We start from the raw sequence: 20,357 nt of genomic DNA, 5'->3' as shown, positions 1-20,357 counted from the left end.
CCTCTCGCTGCTCCCGCCCTCGCTCAGCGGGCGAGGGCGTAGGCGCCCAGGCGCAGCAGGGGGACCGTGACCTCCTCGGGTGTGACCGAGCCGTGCTGGCCGATCATGTCCTGGGGGCGCTTGTCCTCGAGCCGGTCGTCGTAGAACGCCCAGGTGCCGCGCGCGGCGACCACGAGGTCGCCGATCCGGCCGCGCACCTCGTCGGCCACGGCGCCGAACAGCCCGGCGGCGATCGCCTCGTCGCGCGTGACGACGTCCGCGGTGCGCCCGCTCTCGGAGCCCCAGGCGGCCGCCGCGGCGTCGGCGTCCACTCCGGCCTCGAGGTACACGTGCAGCAGCCGCGGCTCGCCGCCCAGGTGCGCGACGCCGTCCAGGCGCGGATCGCCGTCGCGCAGCAGCACGTGCCGGTGCCGCGGCACGTCGACCATGCCGTGATCGGCCGTCACGACGGCGCCGACCCCGGCCGGGACCGCGGCCGCGAACGCGGCGTCCACGTCCTCGAGCGCGGAGATCCAGGCATCCGAGTCGATCCCGCGCTTGTGACCGGCCTTGTCGATCTCCGGCAGGTAGCAGTACACGAGCGATCCGGGCTCGCCGGCGGCCAGCTCGTACGCGAGGCGCACGCGCATCCGCACGTCGTCGGACGACACGTACTCCGCGCCGCGCAGGATCGCCGCGGTGAGCCCGCTGCGCGCGAACTCCGCCAGCCCCACCGCGAACGTGCGGCGCCCCTCGGCCGCGGCGCGCTCGAACATCGTCGGCCGGCGCTGCCACGTCGCCGGGTCCAGGCCGTCCTTCTCGTAGCCGTTCAGCTGGTTCGCGAGCCGTCCGCGATCCGGATCCAGCACGCGATAGCCGACGAGCCCGTGCTCGCCCGGATCGGATCCCGTGAGGATGGACGTCAGCGCCGCGGCCGTCGTCGATGGGAAGACCGTGCGCGCGACATCCTTCTTCCCCCCGAACGACGCGAGCCGGCGGGCGTGGCCCGCGTGCGCGCGCAGCTGGTGCGCGCCGAGACCGTCGATCACGAACAGGACGGCGGATCGCGCGGGCGCGAGGACGTCGGATCCGCCCGACAGCGACAGCAGGATCTCCGGCGCAACTCCGGTGAGGCTCCGGGCGGACAGGGCGCCCGTCGGTACGATGGGTGGCATCCGGGCAAGTCTCGCACAACGCGCTTCGCCCGCTCCGGGGCCCGAGCCCGGAGCCCACGGGTCTCCTCCGGAGGCCGTTCGAGAGATCCGCCCCTCCCGCCGGAGGGGCTCCGACGGAAGAGAAGCATGGCCCGAAAGTCCTCCGCATCCCCGAGCTCGTCCGAACCGGTCGACGAGCGCATCGAGGACATCGACCTCGAGGCGGAGATGCAGGGGTCGTACCTCGAGTACGCCTACTCGGTCATCTACTCCCGAGCCCTCCCCGACGCGCGCGACGGCCTGAAGCCGGTGCAGCGGCGCATCCTGTACCAGATGGCCGACATGGGCCTGCGTCCCGACCGCGGACACGTCAAGAGCGCGCGCGTGGTCGGCGAGGTGATGGGAAAGCTGCACCCCCACGGCGACACCGCGATCTACGACGCGCTCGTGCGCCTGGCCCAGCACTGGGCGCTGCGCGTGCCGCTCGTCGACGGCCACGGCAACTTCGGATCGCTCGACGACGGCCCCGCCGCCGCGCGCTACACCGAGGCGCGCCTGGCGTCCCCGGCGCTGTCGCTCACGGAGAACCTCGACGAGGACGTCGTCGACTTCATCCCGAACTACGACGGCCAGTTCCAGCAGCCCTCGGTGCTGCCGGCCGCGTATCCGAACCTGCTCGTGAACGGCGCCAGCGGCATCGCGGTCGGCATGGCCACCAACATGGCGCCGCACAACCTCAGCGAGGTCGTCGCGGCCGCCACGCACCTGCTCGACCATCCCGAGGCGACGACCGCCGAGCTGATGGAGTTCGTGCCCGGGCCCGACTTCCCGTCGGGCGGCATCCTGGTCGGCCTCGACGGCGTGCGCGACGCGTACGAGACCGGCCGCGGCGCGTTCAAGCTGCGCGGCAAGGTGTCGGTCGAGCAGGTCGCGCCCCGCCGCACGGGCATCGTCATCACCGAGCTGCCGTACATGGTCGGCCCGGAGCGCGTGATCGAGAAGCTCAAGGACGCCGTGCAGTCCAAGAAGCTGCAGGGCATCAGCGACGTGGCCGACCTCACCGACCGCAACAACGGCCTGCGGCTCGTGATCGGCATCAAGACCGGCTTCGACCCGCACGCCGTGCTCGAGCTGCTCTACAAGCTGACGCCGCTCGAGGACTCGTTCAGCATCAACAACGTCGCGCTCGTCGACGGCCAGCCGCGCACGCTCGGTCTCAAGGACCTGCTGCGCGTCTACATCGACCACCGCCTCGAGGTCGTCACGCGCCGCAGCCGCTACCGGCTCGCCCGCCGCCGCGAGCGGCTGCACCTGGTGTCGGGCCTTCTGATCGCGATCCTGGACATCGACGAGGTGATCCAGGTGATCCGCTCGTCCGACACGTCGGAGCAGGCGCGCGAGCGGCTGTGCACGGTGTTCGACCTCGACGATGTGCAGGCCGAGTACATCCTGGAGCTGCGCCTGCGGCGCCTGACGAAGTTCTCGCGCATCGAGCTCGAGCAGGAGCGCGACGCCCTGCTCGCCGAGATCGCGCAGCTCGAGGAGCTGCTCGGATCCGATGTGCTGCTGCGGGGGCAGGTCGCGCTCGAGCTGGATGCCACGGCCGAGAAGCACGCGACCCCGCGCCGCACGCTGCTCATGAACGGCAAGCCCGCCGCTCCCCGCCCGAAGAAGGGCCAGCCGGATCTGCAGATCGCCGACGGGCCGACCACGATTGCGCTGTCGACGACCGGACGCGCCGTGCGCGTCGAGCTGCAGGAGGGTCAGCGCCTGCAGGCCCCCGCGCGCCGCAGCAAGCACGACGCGCTGCTCACGACCGTCGACGCGACCATCCGGGGCGAGGCCGGCGCGATCACGTCGAAGGGGCGCCTCGTGCGCTTCTCCCCCGTCGACCTGCCGTCCGTGCCCGCGAACTCGGTGCAGCTCGGCGTCGGCACGCGGCTGCACGATTACATCGGCCTCGCCGACCGCAGCGAGCGGATCGTCGGCCTGGTCCGCCTGGACGACGACACCCCGCTCGCGCTCGGCACGGCGCAGGGCGTCGTCAAGCGCATCGTCCCCTCGGCGCTGCCGCCCAAGCCCGAGCTCGAGATCATCGGCCTGAAGCCGGGCGACACCGTGATCGGCGCGGCCGCCGCCGGTGACGACACCGAGCTCGTGTTCGTCACGTCCGACGCGCAGCTGCTGCGCTTCGCGGCCTCGTCGGTGCGCCCGCAGGGCGCGCCCGCGGGCGGCATGGCGGGGCTCAAGCTCGGCGCGGGGGCGGCGGCGATCTTCTTCGGCGCCGCCACGGGCGACGAGAACGTGGTCGTGACGATCTCCGGATCCTCGGAGGCGCTCGCGGGCATGGACGCGGGCCGCGCGAAGATCACCGACTTCTCGGAGTTCCCCACCAAGGGCCGCGCGACGGGCGGCGTCCGCTCGCACGCGTTCCTGAAGGGCGAGGACCGCCTCACGCTCGCCTGGGTCGGGCCCGACCCGGCCCGCGCGGTCGACGCGACCGGCGCGGTGCGCAAGCTGCCCGAGACCCTCGCGCGCCGCGACGCCTCCGGCCAGCCGCTCGAGGCCCCGATCGGCTCGATCGGCCGCACCCTGCGCTGATCCGGGCGATCCGCGCCCGCCAGGATCCCGGAGATCGCACAGATCCCGGATCCATCCGGCCCTATCCATCCGGATTCCCGGTGATCTCCGGGATCTGGGCGTGCGCAGCGCCCGCCGGCGGAGAGGCGCTCGCGCCTCAGGCGTCGATGGACTCGCGGCTGAGGCGGTCGGCGGACTCGATGATGAACTCGCGGCGCGGGGCGACCTCGTTGCCCATCAGCATCTCGAAGACGCGGCCGGCGGCCTCGGCGTCCTCGAGGCGCACGCGACGCAGCAGTCGGCCGTCGCGCATCATCGTGGTCTCGGCCAGCTGATCCGCGTCCATCTCGCCCAGGCCCTTGTAGCGCTGGATCGGCTCCTGCCAGCGCTTGCCCGACTTGCGCAACTTGTCGAGCAGGCGATGCAGCTCGGCCTCGCTGTAGGTGTAGATCGTCTCGTTCGGCTTCGAGCCGGGATTGATCACGATGATCCGGTGCAGCGGCGGCACGGCCGAGAACACGCGGCCCGCCTCCACCAGCGGGCGCATGTACCGGTAGAACAGCGTGAGCAGCAGCGTTCGGATGTGGGCCCCGTCGACGTCGGCGTCGCTCATCATGATGACCTTGCCGTAGCGTGCGGCGCTGAGGTCGAACGTGCGACCCGATCCGGCGCCGACGACCTGGATGATCGACGCGCACTCGGCGTTCGAGAGCATGTCGCTGATCGAGGCCTTCTGCACGTTCAGGATCTTGCCGCGGATCGGCAGCAGCGCCTGGTACTCGCTGTTGCGCGCGAGCTTCGCGGTGCCGAGCGCCGAATCGCCCTCGACGATGAACAGCTCGGACTGCGCGACGTCCTGCGTGCGGCAGTCGACGAGCTTGGTCGGCAGCGACGAGCTCTCGAGCGCGTTCTTGCGGCGCTGGGTCTCCTTGTGGGCGCGCGCCGAGACGCGGGCCTTCATCTCGGAGACGACCTTGTCGAGCAGCATCGACGTCTGGTTCTTGTCGTCGCGCTTGGACGACGCGAAGCGGGCCTTGAGCTCCTCGCGCACGACCTTCGCGACGATGGCGCGCACGGCGGGGGTGCCGAGCACCTCCTTGGTCTGGCCCTCGAACTGCGGCTCGGGCACCGTCACGGTCAGCACGGCGCTGAGGCCGGCGAGCACGTCGTCCTTCTCGATCTTGTCGTTGCCGACCTTCAGCCGCCGCGCGTTCGCGGACACCTGGTCGCGCAGCTGCTTGAGCAGCTCCTGCTCGAAGCCCTGCTGGTGCGTGCCGCCCTTGGGCGTGGAGATGATGTTCACGAACGACCGGATGTACGTGTCGTAGCCGGTGCCCCAGCGCAGCGCGATGTCGACGGTGCAGACGCGCTCGACCTCGGTCGAGACCATGTGCCCGTTCTCCTGCAGCATCGGCACGGTCTCGGTGAAGGTGCCGGACCCCGTGAGGCGCCACGTGTCCGTGACGGGCGCGTCGGTCGCGAGGAAGTCGACGAACTCAGAGATGCCGCCCTCGTAGGAGAACGACGTCTCGATCGGATCCGTCTCGCCGTCGGCTCGCGGGCGCTCGTCGCGGATGACGATCTCGAGCCCGGGAACGAGGAACGCCGTCTGCCGCGCACGGGTCACGAGGTCGTCGAGCTGGAAGGCCGCGTCCTTCGTGAAGATCTGGCGGTCGGCCCAGTACCGCACGCGCGTGCCGGTGGCGCCCTTCGCGACCTTGCCGACCACGCGCAGCTCGCTGTTCTCCTCGAACGGCGTGAAGGGCGCATCCGGTCGCGCCTCGCCCTTGCCGTCGGCGAACACGCCCGGCTCGCCGCGGTGGAACGACATCGCCCAGGTCCTGCCGCCGCGATCGACCTCGACGTCCAGGCGCTCGGACAGCGCGTTGACGACCGAGGCGCCGACGCCGTGCAGACCGCCCGAGGCGGCGTACGATCCGCCGCCGAACTTGCCGCCCGCATGGAGCTTCGTGTAGACCACCTCGACGCCCGACAAGCCGGTGCGGGGCTCGACGTCGACCGGCACGCCTCGACCGCGGTCGCGCACCTCGACGCTGCCGTCGGCATGCAGGATCACATCGATCCGCGAGCCGTTGCCGGCGACGGCCTCGTCGACGGAGTTGTCGATGATCTCCCAGAGGCAGTGCATGAGGCCGGGCGAGCCGTTCGAGCCGATGTACATGCCCGGGCGCTTGCGGACGGCCTCGAGGCCCTCCAGGACCTGGAGATGATGGGCGGAGTACTCGGCGGTCACAATCTTCGATGCTATCCGCGGCGGCGGACATCTCCCGGCTGACACTCCCTCGTCCCCCTGCTCCCGTCCGGCCTGGCCGGCTGCGGCGTACGCGGTGAGCGAAACATGCCGCACGCTGGGCAGGATTGTCAGGACCGCGTGGTTATATGTGGAGCATCCAGCACGCAGCACGGATGGAAGAACGAGGAGGCAGACATGATGACCACGACCGAAGCTCCCGCCCCCTCCTACCGCCTGTCGGCGGCGGACCGCTGCGACTCGTGCGGAGCGCAGGCGTACATCGCCGCTGAGGTGAACGGCAGCGAGCTGCTGTTCTGCGCCCACCACGGCCGCAAGTACGAGGAGAAGCTGCGCTCCGTCGCGACCTCCTGGCACGACGAGACGTCGCGCCTGGTCGACGCCGACTGACTGCAGCCACAGGCCTCACGCGCCCGCCGCCCTTCGGGGCCGCGGGCGCGTTCTCGTTCCCGCGCCGTCTCGCGCGCGCGAGACGGCATCCCCCGTGTGAGACTGCATCCCCCGCGCGAGACTGCGTGTGACACCGGCAGTCTCGGCTGAGCGCTGCAGTCTCGAGGATCAGTCGACGACGACGCGCGGGATGAGCGGCGAGAGGCGCAGCAGGGGCTCTTCGCCCACCGTGTCGATCGCCTCCGCGAGGGTGGTGGCCGAAGACTCGCCCGAGGAGCCCGGGCCCCAGATCGCGACCTCGTCGCCGACCGCGGCGCCGGGCCAGGACTCCACGACGCTCGCGCCGAGTCCCACGCGCCGCAGCTCGCGACCCCCGGCGGGAGTGCCGACCGAGACGCGGCCGCCGAGCGAGGACGGCAGACCGTCGAGGGATCCGATCCCGATCTCCACATCCGCGTCGCGGACCGCCGTGACACGGGCGACGAGCGTCGCGGCCGGCGCGATGCCGGGCCGGTCAGGGCCGTCCGCCGAGCGGATGCCGTAGACGAACGCGCCGAAGCGCACGAGGTCGTAGCGGAACTCGGCCCGGGCCCACCCCGCGGCGCTCGCGGCGAGGTGGCGCACCTCGGGCGCGAGCCCCGCGGCGCGCGCGGCCTTGATCGCGGCCTCGAACGCCGCGCGGGCGTCGTCGTCGTCCGCGTCGCTCGCCTCGGAGATGTGGCTCCAGATCCCGGCGACGCGGATGCGCCCGGCTCGCTCGAGCTCGGCCGCCCGCGCGACGAAGGCGGGCCAGGCCTCGGGGCGCACGCCGTTGCGGTGCAGGCCGGTGTCGATCTTGAGGTGCACCACGGCCGGCTGGGTCGCGAGCTCGGCGATGCGCTCGAGGTAGCCCGCGTCCCCCACGCCGAGCTCGAGCCCGGCGTCCAGCGCCTCGCGCGTCTCGGTCGGGCTCAGCGTCAGCCAGCAGAACACCCGCGCCCGGTCGCCCGCCTCGGCCTTGGCGCGCCGGGCGCTCGGCAGGTCGATGGCACCGAGCCAGCCCACGCCGGCCTCGACGGCCACCGAGGTCACGGCCTCGACGCCGTGGCCGTAGGCGTCGTCCTTCACGACGACCAGCACGCCGGCGGGCGCGACGCGCGCCTGCAGCGACGCGATGTTCGCCGCGAGACGCGCCCGGGAGATCCGCAGCTCGGCGCTCATGCGACCACCTCGCGCTGCACGTGCAGGCCGACGGCGCACACGAGCTCGGCCGGAGCCAGCCCGGTGATCTCGGCCCACTCGGCGAGGCCGTCGCGCACGAGGCCCGACCCGAAGTACACGGCCTCGTCTCCGGGCGCGGCGTCGGCGATGTCGATGACGCACACGTCCATGGCGACGCGCCCGACGATGGGACGCACGGCGCCCGCCAGCTCGACGCGCGCCCGGTTGCCGAGGGCGCGCACGACGCCCTCGGCGTAGCCGCCGCCGATCAGCGCCACGCGCGTGTCCGCCGCGGCGCGGTGCGTGTACCCGTACGACACGCCCTCGCCCGCCAGCAGCGGCTTGATGGACAGGATCGGCGACGCCAGCGACAGCGCCGGCTCCCCACCGGATCCGGGAAGCCCGTAGAGCAGCTCGCCCCCGGCGGGCTCGGCGTCGACGAGCGACAGCCCGGCGGCGCGCGCGACGTCGGCGTGCCGCGGATCCGCGTGCGCGATCCGGATCCCGGCGTCGGCGACGGCCGAGGCGACGACGTCGATCCCGTGCCCCCAGGCGTCGCGGCGCAGGTCGGCGATCGCGCCCGGACTGGCCGCCAGGCGGCGCGCGTTGGAGAGGAGGGCCGAGCTCGAGATGCGGGCGAGCGGAGCCGCTCGCCGGGGGTTCGGCCAGGTCACCGACCTAGACTAACCCGGGGGCCCACCGGTCCCGCTGACCCCTCGGAGTGTGAATGTCTGACAACCGCCTCGGCCTCGCCGGCAAGTTCCGCTACCTCGCCGAGCGCGCCCGTCGCATCGACGTGAAGTCGGTCGCGGAGCGCGCCCGGGAGGTGCACGAGCAGCACGGGGCGTGGACCCCGCGGGTGCTCGCGGACATGCTGTGGTCGGCCGCGCGCCACGACGTCGCGTTCCAGGACTACGTCGACTACGACTTCGCGATCCTGTCGAAGCAGGAGCGCGCGACCTACATGACGCACCCTGTCTCGATGCAGCTCGCGCAGCGCTTCGCGCAGAAGGACAAGCGCGTCCTGTTCGAGAACAAGATCGAGTTCAACAAGCTGTTCTCTCGCTTCCTGAAGCGGGAGTGGCTCGTGGTCGAGGCCGGCAACGCCGACGCCGTGCGCGCGTTCGGCGAGAAGCACGGCACGTTCATCGCGAAGGTGCCCGTGAGCCACATGGGCCTGGGCGTGCGCCGCTATCAGGCGGCCGACGTGTCGGACTGGGGGGCGTTCCACCGCGGCCTGATCGAGCGCGACGAGCTGCTGCTGGAGGAGGTCATCCGCCAGCACGACGACCTCGCCGCGGTGTGCCCCGGCACCGTCAACACCACGCGCATCACCGCGTTCTTCGACGGCACGGATGTGCACATCCTGGCGGTCGCGCAGAAGTTCGGCCGCGGCGCGGTGAGCGACCAGATGTCCTACGGCGGCTTCTACACGATGCTCCACGACGACGGCCGGGCGTTCGGCGCGGGCTACGACTCACACGGCCACGTGCACGAGAAGCACCCCGACACGGGCTTCCCCATCGCGGAGTTCCGGCTGCCGTTCATCGACGAGGTGCGCGCGTTCGTGGACGAGGTCGCGCGCGTCGTGCCCGAGGTGCCGTATGTCGGGTGGGACGTCGTCGTGAGCCCGGACGGCCCCGTGCTCGTGGAGGGCAACTGGGGTGCCGGCGTGTACGAGAACAAGCCCAGCGTCACCGGCATCCGCACGGGCCACAAGCCCCGCTACCAGAGCGCCATCGGCTTCTGACCCCGGTGTTGACCGAATCGGCCCGAATTCTTCGCAGAGTTCGGGCCGATTCGGTCAACGGGTGAGGCTCACACGGGCCGGACGATGCCCAGCGGCGTCGACTGGTGGCCCTGGCCGAGGGGGTTGTCGCCGAGGATGCGCACGAGGCGCTTCTCCCCCGCCTTGTCGAGCGTCGAGCCGAGGATGTTGCCGCCGATGTCGTTGATGTCGACCACGGCCACGTCGACCGCGCCGCCCAGCAGCGACTTCAGGCGCGCGGCCACCTCGCGCGGGCGATCCGGTCCCAGCACGACGGCCTGGTTGTACGGCGGGATCGTGTTCTTCGTGGGGCCGTCGATCGCGCGGGCCTTGTCTCCCGCGATGCGGTAGAAGTCGCCCCTGCGGCCGAACGCCTTGGTCACGGCGGCGACTGCCGCGGCGAACAGGATGCGCGGCGTGCCGCACTCCCGCAGCGCCATCTCCATGGTCTCGGGCATGCCGAGGCCGATGCCGTACGGCGTCTTGACGACGTACTTCGACAGGAAGCGCGCCAGCGGACGCACCTTGATGTCGGTGAGCAGGTACGAGCGGCCCTGCGTGATCGCGACGATCTTCTCGGTCACGAACAGCAGGTCGCCCGGCCGCACGGCGTCCTTCGCGTACTCGACGACCACCTGGTCGATGTCGTCCTCGGGCATCACGACGCGCGTGCGCAGCGGGATGCGCTGGACCGTCTCGCCGTCGACCTCGACCTCGAGGGCCTTGCCGTCGTTGGCCGCGTTCGCGGCGCCCGCGTTCGCGTCGCTCACTCGAGGTAGTCCCGCAGCGACTGCGAGCGGCTCGGGTGGCGCAGCTTCGCCATGGTCTTCGACTCGATCTGGCGGATCCGCTCGCGGGTCACGCCGAACGTGTCGCCGATCTGGTCGAGTGTCTTCGGCTGGCCGTCGCCGAGGCCGAAGCGCATCCGGATCACGCCGGCCTCGCGCTCGGAGAGCGAGTCGAGCAGGCTCTCGAGCTGACGCTGCAGCATCGTGAAGCCCACCGCGTCGGCCGGCACGACCGCCTCGGTGTCCTCGATCAGGTCGCCGAACTCGCTGTCGCCGTCCTCACCCAGGGGCGTGTGCAGCGAGATCGGCTCGCGGCCGTACTTCTGCACCTCGATGACCTTCTCGGGGGTCATGTCGAGCTCCTTGGAGAGCTCCTCGGGTGTGGGCTCGCGGCCCAGGTCCTGCAGCATCTGGCGCTGCACGCGGGCGAGCTTGTTGATGACCTCGACCATGTGCACCGGGATGCGGATGGTGCGGGCCTGGTCGGCCATGGCGCGCGTGATCGCCTGGCGGATCCACCACGTCGCGTACGTGGAGAACTTGAAGCCCTTGGTGTAGTCGAACTTCTCGACCGCGCGGATCAGACCGAGGTTGCCCTCCTGGATCAGGTCCAGGAACTGCATGCCGCGGCCGGTGTAGCGCTTGGCGAGCGAGACGACCAGGCGCAGGTTCGCGCCGAGCAGGTGCGACTTGGCACGCTGACCGTCGCGCGCGACCCACTGCAGATCGAGACCCAGCTGGTTCGACTTCTCGGCCGCCGACATCTTCGACAGCTTCTCCTCGGCGAACAGGCCCGCCTCGATCCGCATGGCGAGGTCGACCTCCTCCGCCGCGTTCAGCAGCGGGACCTTGCCGATCTGCTTCAGGTAGTCCTTGACCGGGTCCGCCGTGGCGCCCGTGATCTGCGTCGAGTAGACGGGGACCTCGTCCTCGTCGCTCGAGCTGATGACGATCGCGCCCGTGGGCAGCGGCTCGGTGACGGTCGCCTTGGGCGCCTCGTCCTCGTCGCCGGCCTCGGCGGCGTCGTCCTTGCCGGCCTCGTCGAGCTCGACCTCCTCGACCTCGACGGCCTCGTCGTCGTCGGGCTCGTCGCCGGCCTTCTTGGCCGTCTTCTTCGGCGCGGCCTTCTTCGGAGCGGCCTTCGCGGCGGTCTTGCGAGCCGACGCCTTGCGGGCGGGCTTGTCGGCCTCCGCGGCCTCGTCCGTCTTCGCGGCCGTCTTGCGCGCCGTCGCCTTGGCGGCGGGCGCCTTCTTCGCGGCGGCGGCCTCGACGACCTCGTCCGCTTCGACTGTGTCCTTCTTCTTCGCGGTGCTCCGCGGAGCCTTCGTGGCAGTAGTCACGTTTCGCCTTTCACCGGCGGCGCTGCGCGCCGCACCCCCGGGTGTGTTCGGGCACTAGTAAGACCCTTGTCAAGTCCGGCGCCGTCACATGCGCCGCCTCGACAACGGGTCGGACACCCATTCTCTCATACGTCGGGCGGCGCTTTACCCATCCCGACCGTTCGGCGAGGCGACGTCGCCTCGCTCGTCCCTGGAGACAACGATCCGGGCGCGTCCGGTATTCCACCGCGGCGCCTCCGACGGCGCCTCCGGGCGGCGGCTCAGCCGCCGCGCTTGTCGTCGTCGCCCGTGGGGCGCGACGCGAGGAAGCGCTCGAGCTCGGCCGCGAGCTCGTCCGCGCTGGGCAGCTCGCCCTCGCGCAGGCCGCCGACCGTCGGCTCGCCACCGCCCGCGAGGCCCGCCGCGTACGCGTCGTAGCGCTCCTCGAGGCCCTGCACCATGCGCCCGAGCTCGTCGTTGCCCGCGATCTGGTCCTCGACCTTGCCGAGGTACTCGCGGTTCTCGCCGTACAGCTCGTCGAGCGTGAACACGAGGCCGGTCGCCGCCATCAGCTTGTCCAGCGCCGCGATCGTCGCCGCCGGGTAGTCCGTCTCGGCGAGGTAGTGCGGCACGAGCAGCACGAAGCCCGCCGTGTCGAAGCCCGACTCGATGAAGCGGTACTCGAGGAGGTGCCCCACGGTTGCGGGCACCTGCGTGCGCGGGTGCCAGATGGAGTGCGCCTCGATGAGGTCGGTGCGATTGCCGCTGACCGTCACGCCGAGCGTGCGGGTGTGCGGGACGGGCATCGCGATCGCGTGCACCCAGGTCACGGTGCCCACGGCGAACCGATCGGCGAAGCCCACCGCGGCGGCCGCGAACGCGTCCCACGCGAAGTCCGGCTCGTAGCCCGACAGCAGCAGGAAGGGCTGACCGAGCGCGTCGTGCGCGAGCGAGAGCTCCAGGCGCGGCGGACGGTAATCGGTCAGGTGATCCTGCTCGAACGTGACGATGGGACGCCGCGCGCGGTAGTCCAGCAGCGCGTCGTTCGAGAACACGACGAGCGGACGCGGGCCCAGTTCGTCGCGCGCGAAGTCGATCAGGTTCGACACGGCGCCGCCGGCATCGGTGAAGCCGGTCATCAGGATGACGAGCGGCAGTCCGTCCGGCACGATCGGGGCGTTCGCGACCCGCTCGAAGATGTCACCAGTCGAGGGCATGCCTCCATGCTACGAGCCGCCGGAGGGGCCGGGCCCGGTTCCGCTCTGCGCGTACCTAGGATGGAGGAATGCCGATTCCCGCTCTCGCGCTGACCGATCACCCGTTCCCCGACGAGAGCGCGGAGGCCGCCGTGCTGGCGATCCCGGCCTTCGGCGAGGACGACCGGCTCGACGTCCCGGGTCTTCGCCCGGCGCTCGACGCGATCGGCTTCACGGGCGCGAAGAACTCGTTCGCGCGCGTCTACGCGCCCGAGGTGACCGCCCGGCCGCTCGCCGTCGTCGGCCTGGGCTCGGACCCCGACGCCGCGGCCGTGCGCGAGGCCATCGGCACGGCCGCCCGCCAGCTGACGGGCTTCTCGACCGTCGCCGTGCAGATCGTCGGCGCCGTCGACGACGCGTGGCGCGCGGCGGCCGAGGGCGCGGCGCTCGGCGCGTACTCGTTCGACACGTACAAGACGCACGATCCCGAGAAGGCCCGGAAGAAGCGGCGCGCCGAGAAGGTGCTGGTGCACGCCCCGGGCCCGGTGGACGACGCCGAGCTGGCCACCGTGCGCGCCGGCGCCGAGGCCGTCGCCCTCGTGAAGGACCTCGTCTCGACCACCGCCGACCGCCAGAGTCCCGAGCAGCTCGCCGCGTCGGCCGTCGCCGCGACCGCGGGCCTCGGCATCGACGTGACCGTGTACGACGAGGCGGCCCTCGAGCAGGGCGGCTTCGGCGGCATCCTCGGCGTCGGCAAGGGATCGGATCGTCCGCCGCGCCTGGTGCGCCTCGACTGGGCGCCGGAGGGCGCCGAGCGCCACGTCGCGCTGGTCGGCAAGGGCATCACGTTCGACACGGGCGGCCTGTCGCTGAAGCCGGCCGCTTCCATGCTCGGCATGAACGAGGACATGACGGGCGCCGCCGAGGTGCTCGCCGTCGTCCGCGCCGCCGCACAGCTGAAGCTCCCGGTGCGCGTGACCGCGTGGATGTGCATCGCCGACAACATGCCGTCGGGTCGTGCCACCCGCCCCGGCGACGTGCTCACGATGCTCGACGGCACGACCGTCGAGGTCACGAACACCGACGCTGAGGGCCGCCTCGTGCTGGCGGACGGTCTGGTCGCGGCGAGCCGCGAGAAGCCGGACGTGATCGTCGACGTCGCCACCCTGACCGGCGCGATCCTGGTCGCGCTCGGCACGCGCCACACGGGCGTGATGGGGCACGGCGACGCGGTCGACGCGTTCCTGCGCTCGGCCGACCGCACGGGCGAGCTCGCCTGGCCGCTCCCGCTGCCGGAGCACATCGCGGATCAGCTCGACTCGCGCGTCGCCGACATGCGCAACGCCGACATGGGCAACCGCAACGGCGGCTCGATGTTCGCGGGCCTGTTCCTGCAGCGCTTCGTGGGCCGCACCGGCGACGGCGACGACACCCCGCGCATCCCGTGGGTGCACCTGGACATCGCCGGTTCGGCGATGAGCGCGAGCGGCGCCTACGGCTACACGGACAAGGGCCCGACGGGCGCCACGGTCCGCGCGCTGATCGACTTCGTCGCGGCGGGCGGCGAGGTCCAGTGACCGCGCACGAGTTCGACCTCGTCGTCCTCGGCGGCGGCAGCGGCGGCTACGCGGCGGCGATCCGCGCGTCGGAGCTCGGCCGCAGCGTCGCGCTCATCGAGAAGGACAAGGTCGGCGGCACCTGCCTGCACCGCGGCTGCATCCCCACCAAGGCGCTGCTGCACGCGGCCGAGATCGCCGACTCGGTGCGCGAGTCCGCGTCGTACGGGATCTCCGCCACGCTCGGCGGCGTCGACGCCGCGGGCCTGCGCGCCTACCGCGAGGGCATCGTCGCCAAGAAGTTCAAAGGCCTCGAGGGGCTCGTTGCCCGCCGCGGGATCACCGTGGTCCCGGGCGAGGGCCGGCTCGAGGCGGGCCGCACCGTGCGCGTGGGCGAGGACACCTACACGGGCCGGGACGTCGTGCTCGCGACCGGCTCGTACAGCCGGAGCCTGCCCGGCCTCGAAGTCGGCGGCCGCATCCTGACCAGCGAGGGCGCGCTCGCGCTCGACGAGGTGCCAGGCAGCGTCGTCATCCTGGGCGGCGGCGTGATCGGCGTCGAGTTCGCGAGCGTGTGGCGCTCGTTCGGCGCCGAGGTGACGATCGTCGAGGCGCTGGACCACCTGGTGCCGAACGAGGACATCGCGCTCAGCAAGGGCCTCGAGCGGGCGTACCGCCGGCGCGGCATCCAGGCGCGCCTGGGCGTCCGGTTCGCGTCGGCGACGCAGGACGCGGACGGCGTGACCGTCGCGCTGGAGGACGGCTTCGAGATCCGCGCCGACCGCCTGCTCGTCGCGGTCGGTCGCGGCCCCGCCACGGCGGGCCTCGGGTTCGAGGAGGCCGGCGTCGCCCTCGACCGCGGCTTCGTCGCGGTCGACGACCGGCTCCGCACGAGCGCCGAAGGCGTCTGGGCCGTGGGCGACATCGTCCCGGGCCTGCAGCTCGCGCACCGCGGCTTCCAGCAGGGCGTGTTCGTCGCCGAGGCCATCGCGGGCCTCGACCCCGTGCCGGTGCCCGAGACGCAGATCCCCAAGGTCACGTACTCGCACCCCGAGGTCGCCTCGGTCGGCCTGACCGAGGCGCAGGCCGCCGCGGAGCACGGCGCCGACGCGGTGACCGCGTACGAGTACAACCTCGCGGGCAACGGCAAGAGCGAGATCATCGGCACCGGCGGCCTGGTCAAGGTCGTGCGCCGCGTGGACGGGCCGGTCCTGGGCGTCCACCTGCTGGGCGACCGGGTCGGCGAGCTCATCACCGAGGGGCAGCTCGCGGTCGCCTGGGAGGCGCACCCCGAGGACATCGCCCCGCTCATCCACGCGCACCCCACGCAGAGCGAGGCCCTCGGCGAGGCGTTCCTCGCTCTCGCGGGCAAGCCGCTGCACGCCATCTGAACCTCGCGCGGTCCTCTCCGCGCACCGCACGTCACTAAGCTGTTAGATGTCATCGAATCCTGAAGGAGACTCCGACATGAGTACTTCCGTGGTCCTCCCCGAGCTCGGCGAGAGCGTCACCGAGGGAACGGTCACCCGCTGGCTGAAGAAGGTCGGCGACACGATCGCCGTCGACGAGGCCCTGCTGGAGATCTCGACCGACAAGGTCGACACCGAGATCCCGTCGCCCGTCGCGGGTGTGATCGAGGAGATCCTCGTCCAGGAGGATGAGACCGTCGAGGTCGGCGCCGTCCTCGCGAAGATCGGCGACGGCACGGGTGCCGGATCGTCCGACGACGCTCCCGCCGCGGAGCAGCCGGCCGCCGAGGCCGCCCCCGCCGAGCAGCCGGTGCCCGCGCCCGAGGAGCAGGCGGAGGCCCCCGCCGAGGAGCCGGCCGAGGCGCCCTCGACCGAGCAGGACGCCCCCGCGGCGGCGCCCGCCGCCGACGCACAGCCCTCCGGAGACGCCACCGACATCGTGCTCCCCGAACTGGGCGAGAGCGTGACCGAGGGCACCGTGACCCGCTGGCTGAAGCAGGTGGGCGACGAGATCGCCGTCGACGAGGCCCTGCTGGAGATCTCGACCGACAAGGTCGACACCGAGATCCCCTCGCCCGTCGCGGGCGTCATCCAGGAGATCCTCGTCCAGGAGGACGAGACCGTCGAGGTCGGCGCCGTGCTCGCGCGCGTCGGCAGCGGCGCCCCCGCCTCGGCTCCGGCCCAGGAGGCCCCCGCGGCCCCCGCGCAGGAGGCCCCGGCCCAGGAGGCCCCCGCGCAGGAGGCGCCGGCCGCCCCGGCTCAGGAGGCTCCGGCTCAGGAGGCCCCGGCTGCCCCGGCTCAGCCGGCGCCCGCGCAGGAGGCGCCGAAGGCCGAGCCCGCCGCCCCGACGTTCACCCCGTCGGCCGATGACGACAAGGTCTACGTGACGCCGCTGGTGCGCCGCCTCGCCGCTCAGAACGGCGTCGACCTGGCCACCGTGACCGGTACGGGCGTGGGCGGACGCATCCGCAAGGAGGACGTCCTCAAGGCCGCCGAGTCCGCATCGGCTCCGGCCGCCGCCGCCCCGGCCCAGGCCGCGCCCGCCACGAAGCTCGAGGTCTCGGAGCTGCGCGGCACGACCCAGCCGATGTCGCGCCTGCGCAAGGTGCTCGCGTCCCGCGCGGTCGAGTCGATGAACTCGACGGCCCAGCTGACGACGGTCGTCGAGGTCGACGTCACGAAGGTCGCCGCCTTCCGCCAGCAGGTCCAGGGCGACTTCGTCGCCAAGACCGGCGGCAAGCTGTCGTTCCTGCCGTTCTTCGCCCTGGCCGCGGCCGAGGCGCTGCAGGCGTTCCCGATCGTCAACTCGACGCTGGACGGCGAGAACATCGTCTACCCCGCGTCCGAGAACATCTCGATCGCGGTCGACACGCCGCGCGGCCTGCTCACGCCGGTGCTGCGCGACGCGGGCTCGAAGAACCTCGCGCAGATCTCGACCGAGATCGCCGACCTCGCCGCGCGCACGCGCGACAACAAGCTGAAGCCCGACGAGCTCGCGGGCGGCACCTTCACGCTGACCAACACCGGCTCGCGCGGCGCGCTGTTCGACACCCCCGTCGTGTTCCTGCCGCAGTCGGCCATCCTCGGCACGGGCATCGTCTACAAGCGCCCCGGCGTCGTGAAGGTCGACGGGGTCGAGGCCATCGGCATCCGCTCGTACGTGTACCTCGCGCTCTCGTACGACCACCGCACGATCGACGGCGCCGACGCTGCGCGCTTCCTCAGCGCGGTGAAGGCCCGCCTCGAGGAGGCGGCGTTCTCGGACGACCTCGGCATCTGATCGCACGATCCCGAAGGGGCTCGGCCCGGCGCTTCGCCGGCCGGGCCCCTTTCGCATGTCCTCTCAGCCGCGCCCGGCGAGGGACTGGGCGCCGCGCACCAGCCATCGTCCGTCGAGGCGGACGAGCTGCAGCAGCACGGCCTCTCGCTCGCCCGACGGATCGTCGACCCGGAACACCGCGACGTCGCCGTAGTCGTCCAGGAGCGCCGCCTCGCCGTGGCCGCCGAGGACGTCGAGCGCCTCCCGCGGCAGCGGCTCCGCGGCCTCGTCCCGCACCTCGGCGCAGAGAGGATCGCCGTGCACGTCGCACTCCGCGATCGCGCTCCTCAGCCGTTCGGCCGCCGCCTGCGCGTCCTCGCTCGGCGCGGTGGTCGGTGTCGACGGCGGTGTGCCCGGAGGCGTCGCCGCGGGACGCGGGCTCGGCGGCGCCGACACGACGCGGGCCGGCGCGCCCGCGCGGCCCGGATCGTGGGCGCCGGCAGGTTCGGGATCCGACGGCCACAGCAGACCCACGCCGATCACGAGGGCCGCCGCCACTCCGCCCACCAGCAGCGGCACCCTGCGGCCGCCGCCGAGCGTGCGGCGCGCGGCGACCCTGGTGCGATCCACCGCGTCGCCCACCGCATCCGCGAAGCCGGCGTCCGTGAACCGCTCGAGGAGGCCGGTCAGCGCGGCGCCCGAGACCCGACGCGGCGCCTCCGGCTCGGGGTCCGGCTCTCCCCGGCGGCTCCCGCCGTCCGGCGCGCGCGGGTCCGCGCGCGCGATCGGCCGCGGCGCGAAGGCCTCGAACAGCGCGTCCTCCAGCGGATCCGACGTGCGGCGCAGCCGCCGCGGGCGCTCGAGCGCGTCGCGGGCCTCCTCGATCAACCGCAGCAGCACGCGATCCCGCGTGTGCGACGCGGCCTGCCCGAGCAGGGCGCTCGCCTCGTCCGCGACGGGTCCGCCGTCGCCGGCCGGAGCGAACAGCGGGCGGCCGTCGTCGTCGATCCACCATCGTCCGGGCGGCGGCTCGGACTCGGGCGGCACGTCCTGCCACGCCTCGCGCGTGCCGCGCAACAGGCTCACCGCCAGCGTCACCAGCTCCCCGCCGACGAGCGGCCGCGACTCCCGCGCCCGGGCGTCGAGCAGGCGCGCGAGCGGATCGCGGCACCACGGCAGCTCCAGGTCGTGCCCGTCGGCGCGCCGCACCAGGTCGAGCGGCGCGAGCAGGTGCTGCGGCGCCTGCTGGGGTCCGAGGAACACCCGCGACGCGGCCGTCTCGGCATCCGCGAGCACGACGCGCCGCTCCCCCGCGGCCGCGAGGATGCCGTCGACCGGCGCCTGCGGCGCGGACACCCGCCGGATCGGCCGGTACGCGTCCGTGAGCGGCATCGCCACGGACCCGGGTTCCGCGATCGGATCCGGCGGTTCGGTGGCGTGGCGGCCGGAGGTCATGCCGTCATCCTGGGCTCTCCCGTGGTGCCGCGGCGCCGACCCGAGCGCATGTGGCCTCCCGTCCGCGCATCCGGCGCTGTGGACGAGTGTCCGCGGCGCCGGACGGGTCGGCGCGGCCGCGGCGACTCGGTAGGCTGGGGGTATGGCAGCACGTACCCCCGAGGCAGAGAAGCGCCCGGGATTCTTCAGGCAGATCCGGTCTCTGTTCACCTTCACGCGCGAGGTGTACCCCTGGCTGGGCTGGCTGCTGCTCGGCATCCTCATCGTCGGAGTCGCGCTCGGCGTCCTGCTCGGCTTCCTGATCCAGCCGTCGGTGTGGGGCGTCATCCTGTGGGGCCTCGCGGGCCTCATGCTGGGCCTGCTCGCCGCCATGATGACGATGACGCGGCTGTCGACCACCGCGATGTACCGCAAGCTCGACGGCATGCCCGGAGCCACCGGCCACGTGCTGTCGACGATGCTCGGCCGCAACTGGCGCGCGAGCGAGATGCCCGTGGGCGTCAACCCCAAGACCCAGGAGGCCGTCTACCGCGCGGTCGGCCGCGGCGGCGTCGTGATCGTCGGCGAGGGCACGCGAGGACGCCTCACGCGCCTGATGCGCGACGAGCGGATGAAGGTGAGCCGCGTCGCCACGGGCGTGCCCGTGCACGAGCTGTACGTCGGCCACGGTCAGGACGAGGTCCCGATCTCGCAGCTCTCGCGCACCATCAAGGGCTACCCGAAGGCCATCGACCGCGCCACGATGGGCGCCGTCGTGCAGCGCATCGAGTCCGTGTCGCAGTCGCTCGCGTCGCTGCCGATCCCGAAGGGGATCGACCCGACCAAGGCGCGCGCGCCGCGCCCGCGCTGACGCCCCGCGCACACGGCCCCAGCACACATGACGAAGCCCCGCCGATCGGCGGGGCTTCGTCGTCGCGTGTCAGGCGCGGACCAGGACCGTGCCGGCCACGCGATCGTGCAGACCGCGCTGATCCGGATCCCAGATCACGGCGGGGATCACCAGGACCAGCAGGACGGTCCGCACGATCGGGCGCCACACGCCCGTCCAGCCGCCGCCCTCGAGCTGCATCCGCATGCCCGCGATGCGGTGACCAGGGCTGCCGCCGATCGTCGGGATGAACAGGATGTGGATCACCGCGAAGACGATCATGGTCGCCACGGCGTCGTACTGGAAGAACGCGATGGAGATCACGATCGTCGCGATCCAGTCGATCGCCAGCCCCGCCAGCCGGCGGGGGACGCGGGCGATGCTGCCGGGTCCGGTCTCGGGCAGGCCCAGTCGCTGGCCGGGATAGGCGTCGGCGGAGGTGCTCACCCGACAAGCCTATGCGGCGCCCGACGGCGCGCCTCCCGGCACCCGCGTAACATCCCGGAAACATAAGGGACACCCTTGGGCAATGCCCCGCCGATACGGTCGTGGCGTCACCTGCGTTCCAGGCGATCCCACCCGAAGTCCCACCAATCTGGAGCCT

At 72.5% G+C, this 20,357-nt stretch carries 16 protein-coding genes; 7 read left to right on the top strand and 9 right to left on the bottom strand.

Translation table 11 applies throughout. From position 1 onward, the window contains the following. Nucleotides 1-23: 23 nt before the first annotated feature. On the bottom strand, nt 24-1,154 hold the full coding sequence (locus AAD528_RS00850; protein WP_345750156.1) for an alkaline phosphatase family protein: 1,131 nt from the start codon (nt 1,152-1,154) through the stop codon (nt 24-26). A 126-nt stretch (nt 1,155-1,280) separates the two neighbouring features. Here AAD528_RS00850 and AAD528_RS00845 point away from each other — a divergent pair, with 126 nt between their 5' ends. Then, nucleotides 1,281-3,734, top strand: coding sequence for a DNA gyrase/topoisomerase IV subunit A (locus tag AAD528_RS00845; protein WP_345750155.1), 2,454 nt, complete (start codon nt 1,281-1,283; stop codon nt 3,732-3,734). A gap of 136 nt (nt 3,735-3,870) precedes the next feature. On the opposite strand, the gene AAD528_RS00840 is transcribed toward AAD528_RS00845, so the two are convergent. Further along, nucleotides 3,871-5,967 carry a DNA gyrase/topoisomerase IV subunit B gene (locus AAD528_RS00840; protein WP_345750154.1) on the bottom strand — a complete coding sequence of 699 codons (2,097 nt, stop codon included), beginning with the start codon at nt 5,965-5,967 and terminating at the stop codon, nt 3,871-3,873. Nucleotides 5,968-6,162: 195 nt separating this feature from the next. Between AAD528_RS00840 and AAD528_RS00835 the strand changes: the two genes are divergently transcribed. Next, nucleotides 6,163-6,375: a DUF7455 domain-containing protein gene (locus AAD528_RS00835; RefSeq protein WP_375339559.1), complete on the top strand. Its 213-nt coding sequence runs from the start codon at nt 6,163-6,165 to the stop codon at nt 6,373-6,375. A 168-nt stretch (nt 6,376-6,543) separates the two neighbouring features. Here AAD528_RS00835 and AAD528_RS00830 read toward each other — a convergent pair whose 3' ends face one another. Together AAD528_RS00830 and AAD528_RS00825 are read right to left on the bottom strand one after the other, a co-directional pair. Continuing rightward, the gene (locus tag AAD528_RS00830) at nt 6,544-7,575 is read right to left on the bottom strand and encodes an alanine racemase (RefSeq protein WP_345750153.1); all 1,032 of its coding nucleotides are present in this window, start codon (nt 7,573-7,575) and stop codon (nt 6,544-6,546) included. Continuing rightward, a complete protein-coding gene (locus tag AAD528_RS00825; protein WP_345750152.1) occupies nt 7,572-8,249 on the bottom strand; it encodes an alanine racemase in 678 nt (225 codons plus the stop codon). Before AAD528_RS00825 ends, AAD528_RS00830 begins: the two co-directional genes overlap by 4 nt. Before the next feature lie 53 nt (nt 8,250-8,302). Here AAD528_RS00825 and AAD528_RS00820 point away from each other — a divergent pair, with 53 nt between their 5' ends. Beyond that, nucleotides 8,303-9,325 (top strand): sugar-transfer associated ATP-grasp domain-containing protein, encoded by a 1,023-nt coding sequence (locus AAD528_RS00820; protein WP_345750151.1) that lies wholly within the window; start codon nt 8,303-8,305, stop codon nt 9,323-9,325. Nucleotides 9,326-9,393: 68 nt separating this feature from the next. Here AAD528_RS00820 and AAD528_RS00815 read toward each other — a convergent pair whose 3' ends face one another. The 3 genes from AAD528_RS00815 to AAD528_RS00805 form a co-directional block, all read right to left on the bottom strand. Further along, entirely contained in the window at nt 9,394-10,113 is a 720-nt protein-coding gene (locus AAD528_RS00815) for a coenzyme F420-0:L-glutamate ligase (protein ID WP_345750150.1), read from the bottom strand. Further along, the gene (locus tag AAD528_RS00810; protein WP_345750149.1) at nt 10,110-11,471 is read right to left on the bottom strand and encodes an RNA polymerase sigma factor; all 1,362 of its coding nucleotides are present in this window, start codon (nt 11,469-11,471) and stop codon (nt 10,110-10,112) included. Before AAD528_RS00810 ends, AAD528_RS00815 begins: the two co-directional genes overlap by 4 nt. 260 nt (nt 11,472-11,731) lie before the next feature. Beyond that, the gene (locus AAD528_RS00805) at nt 11,732-12,667 is read right to left on the bottom strand and encodes a PAC2 family protein (protein WP_345750148.1); all 936 of its coding nucleotides are present in this window, start codon (nt 12,665-12,667) and stop codon (nt 11,732-11,734) included. A 68-nt stretch (nt 12,668-12,735) separates the two neighbouring features. Here AAD528_RS00805 and AAD528_RS00800 point away from each other — a divergent pair, with 68 nt between their 5' ends. From AAD528_RS00800 to sucB, 3 genes are all read left to right on the top strand, one after another. Beyond that, nucleotides 12,736-14,223: a leucyl aminopeptidase gene (locus AAD528_RS00800; protein WP_345750147.1), complete on the top strand. Its 1,488-nt coding sequence runs from the start codon at nt 12,736-12,738 to the stop codon at nt 14,221-14,223. Then, nucleotides 14,220-15,593, top strand: a complete 1,374-nt coding sequence (gene lpdA / locus AAD528_RS00795; RefSeq protein ID WP_345750146.1) for a dihydrolipoyl dehydrogenase — start codon at nt 14,220-14,222, stop codon at nt 15,591-15,593. The genes AAD528_RS00800 and lpdA overlap by 4 nt, the downstream gene beginning before the upstream one ends. Nucleotides 15,594-15,669: 76 nt before the next feature. Beyond that, nucleotides 15,670-17,451 (top strand): 2-oxoglutarate dehydrogenase, E2 component, dihydrolipoamide succinyltransferase, encoded by a 1,782-nt coding sequence (gene sucB / locus AAD528_RS00790; protein ID WP_345750145.1) that lies wholly within the window; start codon nt 15,670-15,672, stop codon nt 17,449-17,451. Nucleotides 17,452-17,514: 63 nt separating this feature from the next. Here sucB and AAD528_RS00785 read toward each other — a convergent pair whose 3' ends face one another. Then, entirely contained in the window at nt 17,515-18,885 is a 1,371-nt protein-coding gene (locus AAD528_RS00785; protein WP_345750144.1) for a hypothetical protein, read from the bottom strand. 142 nt (nt 18,886-19,027) lie between these two features. Between AAD528_RS00785 and AAD528_RS00780 the strand changes: the two genes are divergently transcribed. Further along, on the top strand, nt 19,028-19,735 hold the full coding sequence (locus tag AAD528_RS00780) for a DUF4191 family protein (RefSeq protein WP_345750143.1): 708 nt from the start codon (nt 19,028-19,030) through the stop codon (nt 19,733-19,735). A gap of 69 nt (nt 19,736-19,804) precedes the next feature. Here the strand turns inward: AAD528_RS00780 and AAD528_RS00775 are convergent, their stop codons facing one another. After that, nucleotides 19,805-20,200: an RDD family protein gene (locus tag AAD528_RS00775; RefSeq protein ID WP_345750142.1), complete on the bottom strand. Its 396-nt coding sequence runs from the start codon at nt 20,198-20,200 to the stop codon at nt 19,805-19,807. Nucleotides 20,201-20,357 lie beyond the last annotated feature (157 nt).

Origin of the sequence: Microbacterium rhizophilum (assembly GCF_039605615.1) — a bacterium.
GTDB lineage: Bacteria > Actinomycetota > Actinomycetes > Actinomycetales > Microbacteriaceae > Microbacterium > Microbacterium rhizophilus.
The sequence above is the reverse complement of the archived record's forward strand: the minus strand, read 5'-3'. Positions and strand labels throughout refer to the sequence as shown.